The following is an 18,696-nucleotide window of genomic DNA, read 5'->3' as shown; positions in this document are numbered from 1 at the left end:
AGATACTTTAGCGCTCAATCACGTTCTGGATGGCGCGGTCGGCGCTGCGTTTCCCATGCTGGTCCAAGATCGGCAAGCTGCGCCTCGATACATTCAACGTTGAGCTGAACGGAAATATCGTCGGCGAAGATCAGTTCAATCTCTCCACCCGGTCCTTCTGTCGCAACGTCGGGCACGAACTGAACCGCGAGCAGCGACAAGACCGTCTCTCGCGCACCGCGATCGAAGCCCCTGGAGCGCACGCCAAGCACACGATCGAAATGCATCGCGGCGCGCCGGCGCTCGAAGCTCTTCTGCCGCTTGCCCTGTGCGACTTCCCAGACGAACCGGTTGGCTCCGAGCACGAACTGCCGGCTCTTGGCGTCGTAGCTCATGTCGCCCACCTTCAGCACGGCGTCCTGCATATGCGCGGAAAGAACGTCGAGGTCTTCGCTGTCGAGGGCTATGAGTTTGATCAGATCCATCACTGCATTCTCTTGGAGACGGCGCCGATGCGCAATGCGGTCGATCCGCTGCGGGCCATGCCACGCGAGCGGCCGTGCTCGCATTTCATTGTGCAGCGCAACATAAGCACGCCCATCCGGTTTCGCAACGGCGACAGCTCGATTACCGCACCCGGGCCGATCAGCCCGAGATGCGCTCGACCTGCGCGCCGCAGTTGGTGAGCTTTTCCTCAAGCCGCTCAAACCCACGATCCAGATGGTAGACGCGGTTGACGACCGTCTCGCCTTCGGCAGCAAGCCCGGCGATGACGAGCGACACCGATGCCCGCAGATCGGTAGCCATCACCTGCGCGCCCTTCAGCCGGTCGACGCCGCTAACGGTGGCGGTCTGGCCCGAAAGCGATATGCGCGCACCAAGCCGCGCGAGTTCCTGCACATGCATGAACCGGTTCTCGAAGATCGTCTCGGTGATCCGCGACTCGCCCTTGGCCATCGTCATCAGCCCCATGAACTGGGCCTGGAGATCGGTCGGAAAGCCCGGAAACGGATCGGTCGTCACATCGACCGGGGCGATTCCCGATCCATTGCGCACGACGCGGATACCGCTTTCCGTTTCGCTGATCTGCGCGCCGGCGGATTGAAGGGCATCCATCGCCGAGCGCAGCAGGTTGATATCGGTGTTTTCGAGAACGACATCGCCACCGGTCATGGCGACGGCCATCGCATAGGTGCCCGTCTCGATGCGGTCCGGAAGCACCCGATGACGCGCGCCCGAAAGCGAGGCGACGCCCTCGATCGTGATCGTCGAGGTGCCGGCGCCTGAGATTTTCGCGCCCATGGCGTTCAGACACTTGGCGAGATCGGCGACTTCCGGTTCGCGTGCAGCGTTCTCGATCTCGGTGACGCCTTTGCCAAGCGTCGCCGCCATCATCAGCACATGTGTCGCGCCGACCGAGACCTTCGGGAACACGTAGCGCCCGCCGACGATGCCCTTCGGCGCCTTGGCGTTCACATAGCCGCCGTCGATTTCGATCTCGACGCCGAGCGCCGCGAGGCCTTCGAGGAAGAGATCCACCGGGCGCGTACCGATGGCGCAGCCGCCTGGAAGCGAAACCCGGGCTTCGCCCATGCGCGCCAGGAGCGGGCCGATGACCCAGAAGCTCGCCCGCATCTTCGACACCAGTTCATATGGCGCGGTCGTGTCGACGATGTTGCGCGCCGTGAAGTGCACGGTGCGGGCATAGCTTTCGCCCTGGCGCTCACGCCGGCCGTTGACCGTGATGTCGACGCCGTGATTGCCGAGAATGCGCACAAGCTGCTCGACATCCGCCAGATGCGGCACGTTTTCGAGCGTCAGCGTGTCATCGGTCAGGAGCGAAGCGATCATCAGGGGCAGCGCCGCGTTCTTGGCGCCAGAAATCGGGATGATGCCCGAAAGAGGGTTGCCGCCGATGACTTTGATACGATCCATGCGCTTGCTATGCGGACGACAGTCCGCCCTCTCCTGGTGATCGACAAAACCCATTCGCGGGCTGCCCGTCGCGTCGCTGCGACCGATTGAATTCAGATCCGCGCGCCGGCACCGCAAGAGCGGCGTGACGCGCATGATGAGATGCGGCCGCACGGTGGCTATTTCCAGCGCCATCCATGAACCGCATCTTCGATGCCCCACAGGCGCGCTAGAGATCAATTATGCGGATATCAAGACTGATTCGCACCATCCACAGGGCGCCAAGCGTGCAGACTGCGCAAAAGCCACTCCCTGAGTTCGCCGCGGCCTGCTTGCCGAGCGCCAGGTCGCTCAGGAGCCGCCGCTGTTGTCCTCACCGTCGCCCATGGCCCGTCGCCCGCGCATCTGCGCCTTGCGGCGCTTGAGATTGTCGCGAAGCGCTGCGGCCAGCCGCTCTTTCTTACGCTCGGCCGCACTGACCGCCTTTGGCGCCATGGCCGCGTCTGGTTTAGGCGATTGCGTGTTGCCAGTCGCATCGCGCGCCGCGGCCCCGCCGGCATCCTTGGGCGTCGCGCCGCTCAACGTCGTTCCGATCGAGCCGGCCTCATCGCTTCCGCCAAGGACCCGCTCGCCAATGTCGCTCTGGCCGCTGTCGCTCTTGCCCATTTCATCGCTCATGATCACGTCGCTTTAGCCGATCCCACCATGCAATCAAAGCCTGTGTCGTGCCAATACGGCCATCGGCATCGCCCGTTCAAACGATGCGAGATGCGGCTTGCACTCCCCCTGAACCTATGGCAATAGGCCCCTGCCCGCGGCAGTCCCGCGCCGGTCATCAAGCTGCGGTAGCTCAGTGGTAGAGCACTCCCTTGGTAAGGGAGAGGTCGAGAGTTCAATCCTCTCTCGCAGCACCAGCCCTCCCCCATACGAAAGCCTTTCTAGCACTACGTCTTAGGACATTATCCTTTTCGATTTCATCAGCAGGCGCCCGTCGAACCACCACGCACCTCACCAAATTAGCCCGAGATAATAAATACTTAGCGCCGTCGTGTTGCATTAGGGAGACAGTGCCGCGCCCTCATAGCTTGTACTTCTTGCAGGCGAATCAACTTCAACGGGGGCTCCCATGAAAATCGTTCTTGCCGCATCGGCGGCATTTCTCGCACTTGGTACTGCTTCATACGCTGCCGACGCCATCATGTCGGTTCCGTCTGCACCTGCAGCGGCGCCGGTTGCGGCTGCTTATAACTGGTCGGGCTTCTATGTCGGCGCCTTCGGTGGCGTGACGACCGGCGACTACGATTTTACCGGCACGGACGGCACCGACACGCTGGATCTCTCCGTTTCGGGCAGTGGCTTCCTCGGCGGCGCGCAGATCGGCTACGACCAGCAGTTCGGCCAGCTCGTCTTCGGCGCGGTTGCCGATATTGCAGCAACCAACCATGAAGCCGAAATCACTGCCGCCGTTCCGGGCTTCGGTGCAGTTCAGGCCGAATCCACGCTGAAGTACCTCGGCACCGTTCGCGCTCGCGCCGGCTTCGCCATGGATGATCTGCTTATTTACGCACACGGCGGCTACGCCTATGGCGAAACCGAGCAGACGCTTTCGGCAACCGGCATCGGCAGCGTCTCGACCGACAACGACGTCAAGCACGGCTTCGCGGTTGGCGCTGGCGTCGAATACGCCGTCACGGACACCATCTCTTTCCAGACGGAGTATTCCTATACCGACCTCGGTGACGACGAGATCTTCAACGCCGGCGGCGTGTCGATCGCGGAAGATCTGAGCTTCCATGCGGTCAAGGTCGGCGTGAACTTCCGCTTCTGATCAGGACCTGACATTTCAAAAGCAAAAGCCCGGCCTCGCGCCGGGCTTTTCTGTGCGTTTGGAGATCCCGCTCAACCGACGCGGGGCGTCCTGCTCAGTTGAACAGCTGCATCACGAGATCGGTATTGTCGTTGGCGATGGCGAGCGACTGTCCGGCCAGCTGTTCCTGCACCTGCAGCGCTTTCAGCCGCGTCGAGACATCGCTCATGTCGGCATCGATGAGCCTGCCAACGCCTTTTTCGATCGACTGGATCAGGCTCGCGTTGAAGTCGGTCTGCATGTCGATGCGCTTTCGGAATGCGCCCAGCGTCGCAGTGCCATCGATCGCCTTCTGCAGCACTGTGTCCATGTAGTTGAGATAAATCCCCTTCATCGCGGGGTTAGTTGCGATGTCGATGGCTCGAAACGACAGATCCGCGAGCGGCTCGATGCTGACGTCGATATTGCTGAACCCGATCCTCGTTCGCCCGCCCGCCAGCCGATCGACGGCAGGATCGGTGCGTATCGATATGGTGGACGCGCTGTCGACCTCGATCAGCACGTCCGGCCAATCTGCGGCGATAAGGGAGGTCAGGAGTTCGTGCATCTCCTCCACCGTCTCGACCTTGCCCGTATCCCGGTCGAACAGCGCGTTCACATAGCTACGATCGAACTCATAGAAGCGCTGAGGTTCGCCATTTGCCGAGAAGGAGAATGAGACCTTCACGCCGTCGTCCGACTTTCCGTCCAGATGCACGGTGAACGGCGAAAACGAAAGCGTCATGCCCGAGCCTCGCGTTCCGAAAACCTGTTGATTCGTCAAACCACTTGCAGAAACGCCGACTGCCGTCAGACCGCTGATCTCGAGATAGGAGCCGTCGAGCCCAGAATTTTCGGATGTGGAGAGGCGGATGCGATTGTGGATCGGCGAAGTCGTTCCGTCCCCGTTGGATACTATGATCTGTGCAGCTCGCGCACCTGCTGGAGCGAGCACGTGATCGAGTACGCGGATGTAGTCCTGATAGGTCCCGATCGTCCCGTTGGCTGACGGCAGAACCGCGTCGACGACGGCCCGGTCGATGCGCAGCGATGTGGTACGGCCTTGATCGTGAGGCGGCGCCACATCGCTCGGATTGTCCTTGTCGACGACCAGGTCGAAAGTGATCGCGTCCGATGGATCATCGAAGGTCATGGGTCCGGTGAAGTCGAATTCAAAGCGTGCCCGCTCGCCTGCTAGCGTATTGAAACGATCGATGACGATTTCGCCGTCCTGGTTCCGGTAGTTATCGGAGTTACGAATTCCGCCGAGCGTGAGAGAAAGGCGGCTGTCGGGCTCCAGGAGCCCGCCGCCGCTGGTGTTGAAGAGCGATGTCTCCGAGAGGTGAAATTCCATCGTGGACAGTGCCGAGAAGCCATTAGCGCTTCGGGTCATCGTCGATGTCACATGGGTGACATCGAGCGTTCGGTCGTGGATGTCATCAATGTCGGTGCTCAACCAGTTCGCGCCGTTAAAGCTCGAAGAAGCGGCGATGGACTCCACCTGGCCTTTGAGTTGGTCCAGTTCCTTTTGAATTTTTGCGGGATCGACGCCCGGTTCCTGCGCAGCGACCAGTTTTGCCCGAAACTCGCTCAGCACGTCGATCACCGAAGACAAGCCCTGATAAGCGACATCGATCTTGGCACGCGCGAGGCCAAGCGCATCGCCGACTGCGCCGAGGGCCTTTGCATCGGATTTCATCGTCGTCGAAATCGACCAGTATGCAGCGTTGTCGCTGGCGCTGCCAATGCGCAGACCGCTGGACGCCTGAAGCTGTGTAGAGTTTGAGAGAAGGGCGATAGAACGCAGGGTCGCGCTCGCAGCCATGGCGGCACGATTGGTCAGAACACTGGTCACTGAGGGAAAATCCCGAGGAAGGCGCGCGTCATGCAGCAGAAGAAGTACACGCAGAAATTGCGGTGAAAGTAGTTAACGAAAGATTAACGGCTGCGAATTCTATTCAATCTTTCGTTGCAACCGGATTGCCACCGCACGCTTCGCCCGCCATTCTGCCTTAGAGGCTTTGGGGGAAGCAGGCATGCAGACGGTCGCGGCAATCGAGCGGTTCGAGAATGTCGGTATCAATTGCGAATTCGGCTTCGTTCAGCGCGCATTGGGTTGTGAAGCAGGCGGGTTGCTGCGCTGGGCCTTCTGCCCACCTGCATCGCTGCTGAAGCTTTTCGAGCGCGATTTTGCCGGTCTCTTCCTGTTCGAGAACCTGATGCCGGATTTCGACATGGTGCGCGACGCGGCATACGACATCGCATTTCACACCCGCATGAAGTCCGACAGCGTCGGATGGCTCCACGATGAGGACACGAGACGCGCAATTCATGCCGAGGAAGTAGCCAAGGTCGCCCATCTGCTCGAGAAGTTCCGGGGGCGTCTTCAAGATCCGGATGTGGTGTTCGTCGTCAAGGACAATCAGGGAGTGCCGCAAGATCTGCGCATAGAGCTTGCCCAGGCATTCGGCGCCCGCAGCGCTGGACGATTGCTGGTTGTCGATACAACGCCCGATCCAGCGCTGGTGGGGACCGTGATCGAGCACGGCGATTACGTTGAGGGACTTATCGACCGTTTCGCGCCCTATCCCGAATCCGACAAGTTCTCCCCTGCCTGGCTGGAGATACTCGCCGCATTCGAGCGCCACTGCCCGCCGGCCTTGTTAGCCGAGAAATCCCACGCGTGAAAAGACGCGCGCTGCTCACGCGCCGGAGCAGTGGGCCCCGCCCGGTGCCTGACCGGAGCCGAGCGCAATGGGGCTCGGAGCGTTGAAGGGATCAATGCCGCCCGATGCCTGAAGATCGAAGGCAGCGAGCACCAGAACGACCAGCATCGTGGTCAGCGCCACGAGCGTGCGGCCGGGAAAGCGGTAGTGTTCGCTCGTCATGCGGGTTGTCCTTCTCCGACAGGGGGCGTCATTGGTCGCAGCAGCACGGGGCGAAGCTTCAGGCCGACACCGGATCCTATAAACGCTGCCGCAAACCACACCCAGCCATGCAGGCTGCCGGTGGAAATGCCGCTGAAGAACGCCCCGACATTGCAGCCGAACGCAATGCGGGCGCTGTAGCCGAGCACGAGACCGGCGATCAGGATGACGGCCCAGCTTTCGAGTTTGAGACGCTTGACCTGCTCACCGACGGGAGCGCGCCACCGTATGACGAGGAACGCGCCGAAGAGAAGGCCGATATTGGTGAGTGACGTGTAGTCGGTCAGAATGCTCTGCTCCAGCCGCTCCGCATGCACTGGGCCAGACCAGAATGCATTGGCGGCGAGATCCATGCCGCCTGCCTGGGCGATCTTGGCGCCCCAAAGCCCTAGACCATAGACGATGCCCCAGGGTTGTCCGGCGACGATAAGGTTGCCGATGGCCAGAAGCGCGATGAGGATCGCCGCAATCCACAACCGGCGCGGCGGCATCTTCTTGCCGGGCGCCGAACGGGCGATCGCGAAGGCGGCAACCGCAGCAAGTCCTACGAGCGTGAGCGCCAGACCGCCATTGGTCCCGGCAAGCCCCTGGATCGTGAGCGTGGGCAGTGCACCGAGGCCCGTCCACCAGTCGAGATGCAAGGTGCCGAGAAAGCTGCCGGCGATGAAGCCGACAAGGGCGACGGCGCCGATGAGATTGCCGCTGCCGGCATTGACCAGCGTTCCCGATCCGCAGCCCATGACCAACTGCATGGCCGCGCCGAACACGAAAGCACCGGCGATCATCGCCAGGCCGATCGGCGCATGCGCACCGATGAGTTCACCGGGAGCAGAGGCGAGCAGTGGAATGGCGACGGCCGCAGTCAGCCCGATCGCCAGCAGCTGCGCGACCAGACCGCGCCCGTCCCTTTCGGTGATCATCACCCTCCATGGGCCGGCAAAGCCGAAGCGAAGCCCTTCAAGTGCAAGGCCAAAGCCGATGCCGACCAGAACGAGAAGAGCCGCGCGCGGACCCGCGAGGCCGAAGACGACGACGACGAGCACGAGGCTGGCGGCGATCAGCGACAGACGGTTGAGGATCATTTCAATCACTACCTGAACAATGCGGACCGCGCCCCTAGCAGGGCGCGGCGGACGTCTGGACTAAAAAGGTGGACTTCAGGCCCGATCCCGAGATCAGGAGAAGAGGCTTTCCACCCAGCGCTTCGTCGAAAGCCAGTAATAGGTGAAGGCGTTCGGCTGGTTGGCAACGGGACGGTCCGCTTGGGTCCATTCCGCCATGCTTTCGGCATAGAGGCGGGTGTTCTCGACGCCGGCCATTTCACTCAGCGCGAACCAGTTGATCGCTGCCCAATGGCCGGTATTGCAGAAGGATACCGTGAGCGGCGCATCGGTCTGGCCGTAATCCTCGGCAATCTGGCGGGCAGCTGCCGCATCGACCATGCGGTTGCCCTCAAACCAGCTCTCATAGGTGAGGTTGCCGGCATCCGGCAGCGTGCCTGGATCGGCGACGGTCCACATAATGCCTTCGAAGAAGCTCTGCGGGCGCGCGTCGATCAGGCGGGCATCACCGGAAGCGACATGCTGCTCGACTTCTTCGGTGGAGACACGCCACTCATCCGACCACTGAGGCTCCCAGCTGCTCGCCGTTACGGTGCCGGCTTCGTTCGCCACATCAAGACCCGCTTCGCGCCAGGCCGTGAAGCCACCATTGACCAGCGCGAGATCCTCGACGCCGAGCGACTTCAGCGTCCAGTAGACGCGCGCTGCGGTACCCATGTCGGTCGTGTCTGCGCCTTCATGAACGAGCACCACCGGCGTGTCGGCCTCGATGCCGAGGCTCTGGACGAGATCCTGGTAGTACTCCACTTCGCGGAGCGCGCCGGGGTTCTCCGCGGGTCCACGCCAATCGGCATAGGGTGCGGAAACAGCGCCCGGGATAAAGCCGCTGTCACCGCTGACGCGAATGATGCGGACAGTCTCGTCCTGCGCCAGGATCGCGGACAATTCCTGCGGCTCGAGAAGCGGCTTCCAGCCATCCGGTGCGGCGAATGCCGTGCTGGCGAGAAGGGGCGAAACGAGAGCTGCGATCAGCAGGCTGCGCGCTTGGGGCATTGTGAACTCCGACAATAAGCGAGGAAAACTTGAAAGCTAAATATGAGCCCGGGCGCTTTTTGACAAACCGGGAGGACAGGGTCTCCGAGAACTTTTCCGGCTTCTGCGTTCCCCACGAAAAATTTGCCCGCCCTATTCCAGCGACACAGGATGTTTCAAAGCGTAATGGGCGAAGAACGATAAATTTTTCCAGGCCCACGGGAGCGATGCAGCCTCATCGTCGCCGCCATCGCCTTGACGCATGAGCTTTTTGGCTCAATGACGGGCAAATCCTCGTCCACCACCTTGTTCCCACCGAAGAGAACCGCGATTTTGTCCAGCAGCCATCACGATGTGCTCGACCTGACGGATGTGCCTCTCATCGGCCAGGGCACGAAGCGGCGGGTGTTCCATCACCCCGGCGATCCGAGTTGCTGCATCAAGATCGTTCGCCCGGACCTGAAGAACTGGACCCGTCCCTTCCAGGGCTGGAAGCGGTATTTCTATCGCTCCGGCGCCCATTCCATGCAGATCGACGAATTGCGCGAGCAATTCGCACTCTATGCGCTTGGCGGCTACCCGGATTTCATGACGCCGATCCGCGGCCTGCTGGAAACCAATCTCGGACCCGGGCTGGTCGTTGGCATCGTGCGCGATGACGACGGCACGCTGGCGCCGGATGTCCGCCAGATGATCCTGCGCAAGACGTTCACCCCCGCTGCCGAGCAGGCAGTTGAAGACTTCTTCCGCAAGGTGCTGGCGGCACCCATCGTCGTCAGCGATCTGACGCCGCAGAATATCTGCTGTGCACGGCGAGGTGATGGTTATGCGTGTTTCATGGTGGATGGCTGGGGAGATGACAGCCTGCTGAAGCTCAAATCCTTCAGCACGAGCATCAACACCCTCCTGAAACGCTTCGCCATCGCGCAATGTCGCGCCAAGATGAGAAACTACCAGGCACTGGTGGCAAAGGGTGCGATCGACGAAAGCACCGGAGCCCAGCCGGTCTGAGATCGCTGTGTCGGCGCGAGGCGGCAGCCGAATCGGTCACGCACTCACTGGCCGAAAAGCAGAAGGGCGAGCTTTCGCCCGCCCTTTGCTTTAGCTTTGTCGCTCTCAGGCGATCAGAACTTGAAGGAAGCCTTCGCCTTCAGAGTGTGGACGTTGACGTCGATGCCGCTGTCGTCGAAGTTCGAGAAGTCGTGGTAGAGGTACTCGGCACCGACGATGATGTTGTCGGTAGCAGCGAAATCAACGCCAGCGCCCACGAGCCAGCCGAAATCATTCAGGTCACCGAGAGCGGTGTCGGCGGTCGCATAAGCACCACCTGCCGTACCGTAGACGAGAACCTGGCCGAGATCGGCGCCGGCACGCAGCTTGGCGCGTGCAACGCCGTCGATTTCACCGAGGCCACCATCGATCTCGACATTTGCGAAGTCGTAGTCGACTTCGCCGCCGACGACGAAGCCGCCGAAGTCGTAGTTGTAACCGGCATGGATGCCGCCGAGCACGCCGTCAGCGTCGATCGTTGCAGGACCGGTGTCGAGCTCGGCCCAGGCATAACCAGCCTGAATACCGATATACGGACCGGTCCAGTCGAAGCCGGGAGCGACGAAAGGAGCGCTGGCCGGAGCCGGCTCGTTGTAGACGATGGCGTCGGCTGCAAATGCCGATGCGGACATGACGGTAGAGGCAAGTGCGATTGCGATGATGTGCTTCATTGTCTTCTCCATAGGCGACCCGATTGAGGGAGTGGATCGCTTGAATTTCATGGCGCCACTATCGCTGAAAATATGAACCAATCCTTTACGATCCAGTTCAACTTCTCCACGATTTCAGCGCTGTGGCGAAGTTGCAACAGGCTTTGGAAGGGAGGTTCGCCAGACGTCAGCGGTCGGCGATGAACGCCTGTAACCGGTCGGCAGCCTCCGTCATCTGGTCAAGGCGGCGCAGGAAGCAGGCGCGGAAGAAGGGCGAGCCTCCAGCACCGAATGCCGTGCCCGGCGCAAGCCCGACCGCCGTGCTGTCGACAATGTCGAGTGCGGCCCGTCTCGGGTCATCAATGCCGTCGATCGCGAAGAACGCGTAGAAGGCACCATCCGGCTTCACGAGGCGCACGCGGTTGGTGGCCAGCAGGGCATCGCAGAAGAGATCGCGTGCCTGCCGCGCCCGCTCGACCTGTTCGTCCACGAAACCGTCGCCGTGTTCGAGCGCAGCCGCAGCGCCCTGCTGCAGGAAATGCGGCACGCCCGACGTCGCGTACTGGATGAGGTTTTCCAGCACCTGGCCCATTTCCGGCGGCGCTGTGATCCATCCCATCCGCCAGCCGGTCATCGCCCAGTTCTTGGAAAAGGAATTGACGAAGAGAATGCGGTCGCCCTCTTCCCGGATGTCGAAGAACGATGGTGCACGACCACCAGCATAATGAAAGCGCGAGTAGATTTCGTCCGCCATGATCCAAAGGCCATGGCGCCGGGCGAGATCGAGAATTTGTTTGAGGTCGTCGGCAGAAGCGGTCCAGCCGGTCGGGTTGGAGGGTGAGTTGACGAAGATCGCCTTGGTGCGCGGCGTGATGGACGCTTCGAGCCTGCCGATATCGAGGCTCCAGCCACGCTCTGTAAATTCGAGCAGCACCGGCACCGGCTGCGACCCGGTGATGGTGACTGCGGCCGGGAAGTTCGGCCAGGCCGGCGACAGATAGAGCACCTCGGATCCTGCCGGGACGATCGCCTCCAGGCCAATGCGGATTGCCTGCATGCCGGAAACGGTGACGTAGAACTCGTTGGCATCAAACGATGCGCCGAAATGCCTGGAATGATAGTTCGCCAGCTCCTGGCGCAGATTGGGGATGCCGCGCTGCCAGGTGTAGAACGTCTCGCCGCGTATCAGCGAGGCCGACGCGGCATCCGAGATGAAGGCTGGCGTCGGCTGGTCACCCTCGCCGACCCAAAGCGCAATCAGCCCTTCACGGCTGCGCCCGTGATTGACGACTTCGACGATCCCGCTTTCCGGCACGGAATGCGCAATCGGGTTCAGATGGTCCATGAGGGACATGAATGTGCTCCGCCTCTTGATCGGCACTGCCTATCGCAATTCGAGGCGGGGCACACGTCATAAGCACTGATCGACGGATCGATGCTGATGATGGACGAACCTACCTCTTCAGCAGGTCCCTGATCTCGGTCAGAAGCAGGATATCGGCGGGCGGAGCGGTGTCCTGCGCCGGGTCTTCCTGCTTGCGACGAAGCCGGTTCACGCCCTTCACCATAAGGAAGATGATGAAGGCGAGGATCACGAAATTGATCACGACCGTCAGGAAGTTGCCGTAGGCGAGAACCGCGCCCTGTTCGCGGGCGGCTGCCAACGTATTGGCCGTGACGTCGGACGACAACGGAATGAAGTAGTTTGAAAAATCGACGCCCGAGCCGAGAACGGCTCCCACGAGCGGCATGACGACATCATCGACGACCGAGGAAACGATCAGACCGAAGGCTCCGCCGATGATCACACCGACTGCCAGGTCCATGACGTTGCCGCGGGCAATAAACTCCTTGAACTCGTTCAGCATTGACTACCCTCCGTTGGTGGTCGGAAACCCTCGACCAGGCCGGCGCGCTGGAGCCGGCCTTGCGCAGAATTATCACAAGCAGTTGTGCGCCACGATACGATTTCGCGGGTGCGGGGAGCGCTGCGCACCGTCTTTCGCATAATTTGCGCGACGTACCGATCGCGCTATGCTTTCACGTCGTCATCGACGGCCTTTCCGTTTATGACGACGAGGCGATTGGGGAGGTTGAATGGTCGCCGGCTGGGTCATTTTCTGTTCGGCGCTGTTTTACATGCTGCTGCTTTTCGCCATTGCGACCTATGGCGACAAGATCGGCATGCGTCCCAAGCGGCGCCTTGCCGGCCGGCCTGTCATTTTCGCGCTGAGCCTCGCGATCTACTGCACGTCCTGGACCTATTTTGGCTCCGTTGGTCTTGCGACGGAGCGCGGTCTCGAATTCCTCGGGATCTATATCGGCCCGATCCTGATGTTCACGATCGGCTTTCCCGTCATCCGCCGCATCGTGCGTCTCGCCAAAGCCGAGAAAATCACCTCGATCGCCGATTTCATTGCGGCGCGCTACGGCAAGAACCCGCTTGTGGCCGGCATCGTCGCCCTCATCGCCGTCATCAGCGCCGTTCCCTATATCGCCCTTCAGCTGAAGGCCGTGTCCAGCAGCGTGACGGCCATCGTCAATGCGAACGGCATCGGCGGCATTCGCGAGTCTTTCCTCGTCACCGAGATATCGCTGGTCGTCGCCGGAATGCTCGCCGTCTTCGCCGTGATCTTCGGGACTCGTCACACGGACGCGACCGAGCACCAGGACGGCCTGATCCTCGCCATCGCCATGGAGTCGGTCGTCAAGCTGATCGCCTTCACCATGGTGGGCCTCTTCGTCGTCTACTGGATCTTCGATTCTCCGGGGGCCCTCTTCGAGGCAGCGCAGATGAACGCGCAGGCCGTCGAAGCCATGGCCTATGAAACGTCGCTCGGCCGATGGCTCCTGCTGACGGTGCTCTCGGCCTTTGCGATCATTCTCCTGCCGCGCCAGTTCCATGTGACGGTTGTCGAAAACCGCACCCACGACGAACTGAAGACGGCAGCCTTCCTCTTCCCGGCCTATCTGATCGCCATCAATCTCTTCGTGCTGCCGGTTGCGCTTGCCGGCCTCATCGTCTTCGACGGCGGCGGCGACGCGGATCTCTATCTGCTGTCCCTGCCGCTTGCCTTCGACGTGCCGGAGCTCACCCTCATCACCTTCATCGGCGGGTTTTCCGCCGCAACCGCCATGGTGATCGTCGCATCGGTGGCGATCTCGATCATGATCTCCAACGACATTGTGATGCCGGTGCTGTTGCGTCAAAGCTCGTTCCGCCGCTCGATTGCCGGCCGCGACGCCTCCCTGACCATCCTGCGCATCCGCCGAACCGCCATCTTCTTCACGGTCTTTCTCGGTTACTGCTATTTCCGCGCATCGGATGTCAGCGGGGGCCTGGCGTCGATCGGCCTCCTGTCGTTCGCGGCGATCGCCCAGCTCGCCCCGGCGCTGTTCGGCGGTCTCATCTGGCGCGGTGCGAATGCGCGAGGCGTCGTGGCTGGCCTGATCGGCGGCACGCTGGTCTGGTTCTATCTCCTCTTCATCCCGAGCCTTGGTGGGCCCGAGCAGACCATGCTTTCGGCCCAAATCCTGAGTTTCCTGCTTCCGGGAATGGACGCCACGTCGCCGGCCATGGCCGATCCGCTGCTGAACGCAACCGTCTTGAGCCTCGGGCTCAACATCGTGCTTTACGTCGTGGGCTCCCTGTCGCGCGATCTGAAGCCCCTTGAAAGGCTGCAGGCGAACGTCTTCATTCCGCAGCGGTCACTGGCAAACCCAGCTTCCGGCCGCTGGTCCACGAAGGTGACCGTCAAGGACCTGAAGGCGACGATCGCGCGTTATCTGGGCGAGCGGCGCACGGAACGCTCGTTCCACACCTACGAGACGACCACTGGTCGTTGGCTGGAGCCCCAATCCGCGGTGGACATGGGCCTGGTGCGGTTTGCGGAACAGCTTCTGGGCAGCGCGATCGGCTCTGCGTCCTCGCGCCTGGTGCTCTCACTGCTCTTCCAGAAGCATGACGACACATCAGCCGCCACGGCGAGGCTTCTCGACGAGGCCTCGGAGGCCCTGCAGTACAATCGCGACCTGCTGCAGACGGCGCTCGGCCAGATGGACCAGGGCATCACGGTCTTCGACCATTTGAGCCGGCTGACCGTGTGGAACACGCGCTTTCGCGATCTGCTCGGCTTGCCCGAGGCCGTCGGGCAGGTGGGGTTTCCGCTGCGCGAGATCATCGCGATCATGAAGGAGCGCGGTGACCTCGATCCGAAGCAGGCCGACAAGGTGCTTGCCGACTTCATGGTGATGGACAAGGCCTTCGCGCTCGAATTGCCGAGCCTCGGCCGGATCATTGAAATCCGATCGAACCCGATGCCCGACAAGGGCATCGTCACCACCTATGCCGACATCACCCAGCGCGTGAAGGCCGATCTTGCTCTCAAGCAGATCAACGAGACGCTGGAGCAGCGCGTTGCCGAGCGCACCTTCGAGCTGACGCAGGTGAACGAAGAGCTCGCGGAAGCCCGCGCGACGGCAGAGGAAGCCAATATTGGCAAGACCCGCTTCCTTGCGGCAGCAGGCCACGACATTCTCCAGCCGCTCAACGCCGCCCGCCTCTATTCGTCAGCGCTCGTCGAACGTCTGGATGACACGGCAAACCGCGATCTCGCCACCAACATCGATTCCTCGCTCGATTCCGTGGAATCGATCCTCGGCGCGGTGCTGGACATTTCCCGCCTCGACACCGGGGCGATGAAGCCGCGTTTCTCCGTCGTGGCGCTCGACGAGCTCTTCCGCCGGATCGAGACGGACTTCGCGCCGGTCGCTGCGGCCGGCAATCTGCGGTTCAAGGTCATGAAGACATCGCTCGTCGTGCGCACCGATCCAAACCTCTTGCGCCGCCTGATCCAGAACCTCGTTTCGAACGCGCTCAAATACACCAAGAGCGGCGGCGTCGTCGTCGGCGCCCGCCGGCGGGGCAAGGATGTCGAAATCCAGGTGATCGATACGGGCATCGGCATACCGTCCTCCAAATTCCGCACCGTCTTCAAGGAGTTCGCACGGCTTGAGGAAGGCATCCGGACAGCCAGCGGCCTCGGGCTGGGTCTCTCCATCGTCGATCGCATGGCGCGGGTACTCAATCACCGTGTCAGCCTGAGCTCCGTGTCCGGACGCGGCACCGATTTCCGCGTCACCGTTCCGATGGAAAAGGCAAGCCGTGCGACAGCCGCTGAAAAGAGCAGCGTTCACGATATACGACCGGTGACAAGCCTCGGCGGTCTCCGCGTCCTTGTGCTCGACAACGAAAAGCGCATCACCGAAGGCATGATCACCCTGCTCACGGGCTGGGGCTGCTCGGTCACCGGCCTTCATTCGATCGCGGAGATCGACGCGCTCTCACCTAGCCACCCGGTGCCCGAAGCGCTCATCGTCGACTATCATCTCGATGATGGCGACGGGATCGGCGCAGTCATCCGGTTGCGCAAGCGCTTTGCTACCGATCTGCCCGCGCTCATGGTCACGGCGGACAGGACGGTCGAGGTGCGCACCATGGCGGATGCCGAGGGCATCGCCATCCAGAACAAGCCGGTTCGGCCTGCAGCGCTGCGCGCGTTTTTGGCCAGGATTGCCGCTGCGCGTCGTCAGGCGGCCGAGTGACGTATCAGTGCGTCGAGGCGCTTTCCGGCAGGGCGTTCAACCCGCCCATGCCGATTCGCGACAGCTGGATGACCGCCTGTGTTCGGCTGTCGACGCCGAGCTTCTGCAGAACCGCGGACACATGGGCCTTGATGGTGGCTTCCGACACGCTGAGTTCGTAGGCGATCTGCTTGTTCAGCAAGCCTTCGGCCAGCATGCCGAGCACCCGGCTCTGCTGGGGCGTGAGCGTCTGCAGTCGGCGAATGAGATCCTGCACTTCGGTGTCGGCTTCTTCCGCCACGTCGATCGAGGCGGGGATCCAGACTTCGCCATCCAGCACGGCCCGCACGGCGGCCCGGATATCGTCGATGCTCGCGGATTTCGGGATGAAGCCCGATGCACCGAGATCCAGCACCCGGCGGATCGTTGCCCCATCGTCCGAAGCCGACACGATGACAACCGGCAGGCTGACGAATTCCGCGCGCAGGGAAATCAGGCCCGAAAGGCCGCTCACGCCGGGCATGGCGAGATCAAGGAGCATGATGTCGGCATCGGGATGGTCGATGACCGCTTGCCGCGTTGCATCGAAATCACCGGATTCGACGATCTCGACCGCCTCTCCCAATCCGTTGAGCGCCTGCCGCAACGCACCGCGAAAAAGCGGATGGTCATCGGCGATGATGATTGTGGTGTTCGAAGTCAAATGCCCCTCCCGACGGCGCTTCGGTTAGACCTCCGCCCGGGCGCCGACATTGAACGCTCATGCTAGACGCGAACGTCCTGCGCTCAAAGCGCTTTCTGCCCTTGTCCACGAACGGACGCAACCGCATGGCCGGCCCACTCCCTTATCTTACGCCAACGGACGACGAACCAGAGCACCGTCCAGAGATTGCCGAGAAAAGGCAGCGGCAGGCACCACAACAGGACGGCGAAAGGCCTCCGCTCGACGAGCGCGATGATCACGCCGAACAGAAAAAGGCCGAGATAGAGATCCACGAGAGACACGATCCCCCAGGGATCGGACGTCAGGAAGCTGCCGGCCGCCCAGAAATCGCCCGTCAGGCTCGCCCAGACGATCAGCAACCCGAAGGCGAGTCCGAAAAGTCCAATGATGATCCTCAACTGCCTATCTCCTCGTCGACGCGCCCATTGCCATCCTGGACTGCACCCATATGGTGCAGGACGGGCAAAACGACAGTCTTGAGAAGAGATTCGTGCGTGATGAGTGCAGTCGAGTGGCCAAGTCCCGACATTTTCGCGCCCGAAAACATAGACGGGGAAACCCGGGATCTCAACGAAAGCATCCTCGCCCGGCTGGCTGCGGCACCCGACATCTGGTCGTTCAGCCTGCCGGAGATCAGGAAGGCGCGCGCTGCCGGTCGCGGCTCGTTTCCACTGCCGCCACCCGACCGCCACGCCATCGAGCAGACCATCGTGGGCGATGACGGACATCCGATCGGCCTGCGCATCCTGCATCCGCTGACACGTGCCCCACGCGGAACCTATCTGCATTTTCACGGCGGTGGATGGGTGATGGGAACGGCGCGCGAGAACGATCTGCGTTTGCGGCGCCTGGTCGAAGTAACCGGCCTTTCTGCCGTGTCGGTCGACTACCGTCTTGCGCCCGAACACCCGTTTCCTGCCGCCATCGACGATTGCCTGACCGCGGCCTTGTGGCTCGTCGGCGAAGGCGGCTCGGAGTTTGACCGTTCCGTTTTGGCCATCGGGGGCGAATCCGCCGGCGCACACCTCACCGTCGCCACGCTCGTGGCCTTGCGTGATCGGTACCAGCTGACGCCATTCGCAGCTGCCAATCTCACGGCGGGCTGCTTTGATCTGTCGCTTACTCCGAGCGTTAGGAACTGGGGCAGCGACAAGCTGATCCTCAACACCCGGGACGTGGAAAAATTCGTCGAGAATTTCGTGCCGGCAACGATCGACCGGCGCGACCCCGCCGTTTCACCGCTCTTTGCCGACTTGGTCGACATGCCGCCGGCTTTGTTTTCCTGCGGAACCGCCGACCTTTTGATCGATGATACGCTTTTTATGGCGGCCCGCTGGCTGGCTGCCGGCAACACGGCCGAGATCGACATTGCGCCGGGCGGCTGTCACGTCTTCCAGAGCTTCGAAACGAAGCTGGCGGAAGCGAGCCACGAGCGGATAGAAACCTTCCTCAACAGCCGGATCGATGCGGCGCTCGCCACATAGCGATCAGGTGCGGGTGCCATCCTCGGGCGTGCCCAGCTCCTGCTGGAATTCCTGGACCATGCCGAAGAAGCGGCGCATGAAGCTCTCCATGATGCCCATCGCGCGGTCGATTTCTTCCTCAGGCGGCAGATCGGCCGAGGACAACTCCGCAAGCCGCTCCTCGAGCGCCGTGACACGGTCAGACAGCGCGTCGAGATCCGTCTCGAAGGCCTGCCGGTCGTCGGCTGCCAGCCGGCACACAAGATCCTCGCCCTGCTCCCGGCAGACCGAGACCTCGCCGGTCTGTCGATCCATGCGCACGAAGCCGTCTTCGGTACGCTCCATCGCGTAGCGCCCATCGTCCTGCGCGACCGCAGGACCGGCCAAAAGGCCAAGGATCAGTGCGGCGGCGGGAAATTTGTGCAACATCGTCGCCTCCAATTGCTTAATCACGGTCACTATGCCCA

At 61.9% G+C, this 18,696-nt stretch carries 18 protein-coding genes and 1 tRNA gene; 6 read left to right on the top strand and 13 right to left on the bottom strand.

Annotation, left to right across the window (positions count from 1 at the left end):
• Window positions 1–14: 14 nt before the first annotated feature.
• The 3 genes from PU133_RS05455 to PU133_RS05445 form a co-directional block, all read right to left on the bottom strand.
• Window positions 15–464: a DUF2948 family protein gene (locus tag PU133_RS05455; protein WP_126008476.1), complete on the bottom strand. Its 450-nt coding sequence runs from the start codon at window positions 462–464 to the stop codon at window positions 15–17.
• 160 nt (window positions 465–624) lie between these two features.
• Entirely contained in the window at window positions 625–1,914 is a 1,290-nt protein-coding gene (murA, locus tag PU133_RS05450) for a UDP-N-acetylglucosamine 1-carboxyvinyltransferase (protein WP_126008474.1), read from the bottom strand.
• Window positions 1,915–2,244: 330 nt separating this feature from the next.
• On the bottom strand, window positions 2,245–2,571 hold the full coding sequence (locus PU133_RS05445; RefSeq protein ID WP_404863821.1) for a hypothetical protein: 327 nt from the start codon (window positions 2,569–2,571) through the stop codon (window positions 2,245–2,247).
• 161 nt (window positions 2,572–2,732) lie between these two features.
• On the opposite strand from PU133_RS05445, the gene PU133_RS05440 reads away from it, so the two are divergent.
• Window positions 2,733–2,807 (top strand) — tRNA-Thr (locus PU133_RS05440).
• A 212-nt stretch (window positions 2,808–3,019) separates the two neighbouring features.
• Window positions 3,020–3,721 carry an outer membrane protein gene (locus tag PU133_RS05435; RefSeq protein ID WP_404863820.1) on the top strand — a complete coding sequence of 234 codons (702 nt, stop codon included), beginning with the start codon at window positions 3,020–3,022 and terminating at the stop codon, window positions 3,719–3,721.
• Window positions 3,722–3,815: 94 nt separating this feature from the next.
• Here the strand turns inward: PU133_RS05435 and PU133_RS05430 are convergent, their stop codons facing one another.
• Window positions 3,816–5,594: a flagellin gene (locus tag PU133_RS05430; protein ID WP_404863819.1), complete on the bottom strand. Its 1,779-nt coding sequence runs from the start codon at window positions 5,592–5,594 to the stop codon at window positions 3,816–3,818.
• Window positions 5,595–5,871: 277 nt separating this feature from the next.
• Between PU133_RS05430 and PU133_RS05425 the strand changes: the two genes are divergently transcribed.
• Window positions 5,872–6,426: a hypothetical protein gene (locus PU133_RS05425; protein WP_404863818.1), complete on the top strand. Its 555-nt coding sequence runs from the start codon at window positions 5,872–5,874 to the stop codon at window positions 6,424–6,426.
• Between the two features lie 15 nt (window positions 6,427–6,441).
• Here the strand turns inward: PU133_RS05425 and PU133_RS05420 are convergent, their stop codons facing one another.
• The 3 genes from PU133_RS05420 to PU133_RS05410 form a co-directional block, all read right to left on the bottom strand.
• Window positions 6,442–6,627, bottom strand: a complete 186-nt coding sequence (locus tag PU133_RS05420; RefSeq protein ID WP_126008464.1) for a hypothetical protein — start codon at window positions 6,625–6,627, stop codon at window positions 6,442–6,444.
• Complete coding sequence (locus PU133_RS05415) at window positions 6,624–7,748, bottom strand: YeeE/YedE family protein (RefSeq protein ID WP_404863817.1); 1,125 nt, start codon at window positions 7,746–7,748, stop codon at window positions 6,624–6,626. Before PU133_RS05415 ends, PU133_RS05420 begins: the two co-directional genes overlap by 4 nt.
• Before the next feature lie 93 nt (window positions 7,749–7,841).
• Window positions 7,842–8,780 carry a sulfurtransferase gene (locus tag PU133_RS05410; RefSeq protein ID WP_404863816.1) on the bottom strand — a complete coding sequence of 313 codons (939 nt, stop codon included), beginning with the start codon at window positions 8,778–8,780 and terminating at the stop codon, window positions 7,842–7,844.
• Between the two features lie 312 nt (window positions 8,781–9,092).
• Between PU133_RS05410 and PU133_RS05405 the strand changes: the two genes are divergently transcribed.
• On the top strand, window positions 9,093–9,770 hold the full coding sequence (locus PU133_RS05405; RefSeq protein ID WP_404863815.1) for a YrbL family protein: 678 nt from the start codon (window positions 9,093–9,095) through the stop codon (window positions 9,768–9,770).
• A 113-nt stretch (window positions 9,771–9,883) separates the two neighbouring features.
• On the opposite strand, the gene PU133_RS05400 is transcribed toward PU133_RS05405, so the two are convergent.
• From PU133_RS05400 to mscL, 3 genes are all read right to left on the bottom strand, one after another.
• Window positions 9,884–10,480: an outer membrane protein gene (locus tag PU133_RS05400; protein ID WP_164527805.1), complete on the bottom strand. Its 597-nt coding sequence runs from the start codon at window positions 10,478–10,480 to the stop codon at window positions 9,884–9,886.
• A 166-nt stretch (window positions 10,481–10,646) separates the two neighbouring features.
• Window positions 10,647–11,813 (bottom strand): pyridoxal phosphate-dependent aminotransferase, encoded by a 1,167-nt coding sequence (locus PU133_RS05395; protein ID WP_404863814.1) that lies wholly within the window; start codon window positions 11,811–11,813, stop codon window positions 10,647–10,649.
• Window positions 11,814–11,913: 100 nt separating this feature from the next.
• A complete protein-coding gene (gene mscL, locus PU133_RS05390) occupies window positions 11,914–12,327 on the bottom strand; it encodes a large conductance mechanosensitive channel protein MscL (protein ID WP_126008453.1) in 414 nt (137 codons plus the stop codon).
• Window positions 12,328–12,556: 229 nt separating this feature from the next.
• Between mscL and PU133_RS05385 the strand changes: the two genes are divergently transcribed.
• Window positions 12,557–16,063, top strand: a complete 3,507-nt coding sequence (locus PU133_RS05385) for a PAS-domain containing protein (protein WP_404863813.1) — start codon at window positions 12,557–12,559, stop codon at window positions 16,061–16,063.
• A 4-nt stretch (window positions 16,064–16,067) separates the two neighbouring features.
• On the opposite strand, the gene PU133_RS05380 is transcribed toward PU133_RS05385, so the two are convergent.
• Together PU133_RS05380 and PU133_RS05375 are read right to left on the bottom strand one after the other, a co-directional pair.
• Entirely contained in the window at window positions 16,068–16,745 is a 678-nt protein-coding gene (locus PU133_RS05380; RefSeq protein ID WP_404863812.1) for a response regulator transcription factor, read from the bottom strand.
• An 83-nt stretch (window positions 16,746–16,828) separates the two neighbouring features.
• Window positions 16,829–17,164 carry a hypothetical protein gene (locus PU133_RS05375; RefSeq protein WP_404863811.1) on the bottom strand — a complete coding sequence of 112 codons (336 nt, stop codon included), beginning with the start codon at window positions 17,162–17,164 and terminating at the stop codon, window positions 16,829–16,831.
• 99 nt (window positions 17,165–17,263) lie between these two features.
• On the opposite strand from PU133_RS05375, the gene PU133_RS05370 reads away from it, so the two are divergent.
• On the top strand, window positions 17,264–18,250 hold the full coding sequence (locus tag PU133_RS05370) for an alpha/beta hydrolase (protein WP_404863810.1): 987 nt from the start codon (window positions 17,264–17,266) through the stop codon (window positions 18,248–18,250).
• 3 nt (window positions 18,251–18,253) lie between these two features.
• Here PU133_RS05370 and PU133_RS05365 read toward each other — a convergent pair whose 3' ends face one another.
• Window positions 18,254–18,658, bottom strand: a complete 405-nt coding sequence (locus PU133_RS05365) for a hypothetical protein (RefSeq protein WP_404863809.1) — start codon at window positions 18,656–18,658, stop codon at window positions 18,254–18,256.
• Window positions 18,659–18,696: the final 38 nt, after the last annotated feature.

The organism is Georhizobium sp. MAB10 (genome assembly GCF_045012825.1).
Lineage (GTDB): Bacteria > Pseudomonadota > Alphaproteobacteria > Rhizobiales > Rhizobiaceae > Georhizobium > Georhizobium profundi.
The sequence above is the reverse complement of the archived record's forward strand: the minus strand, read 5'-3'. Positions and strand labels throughout refer to the sequence as shown.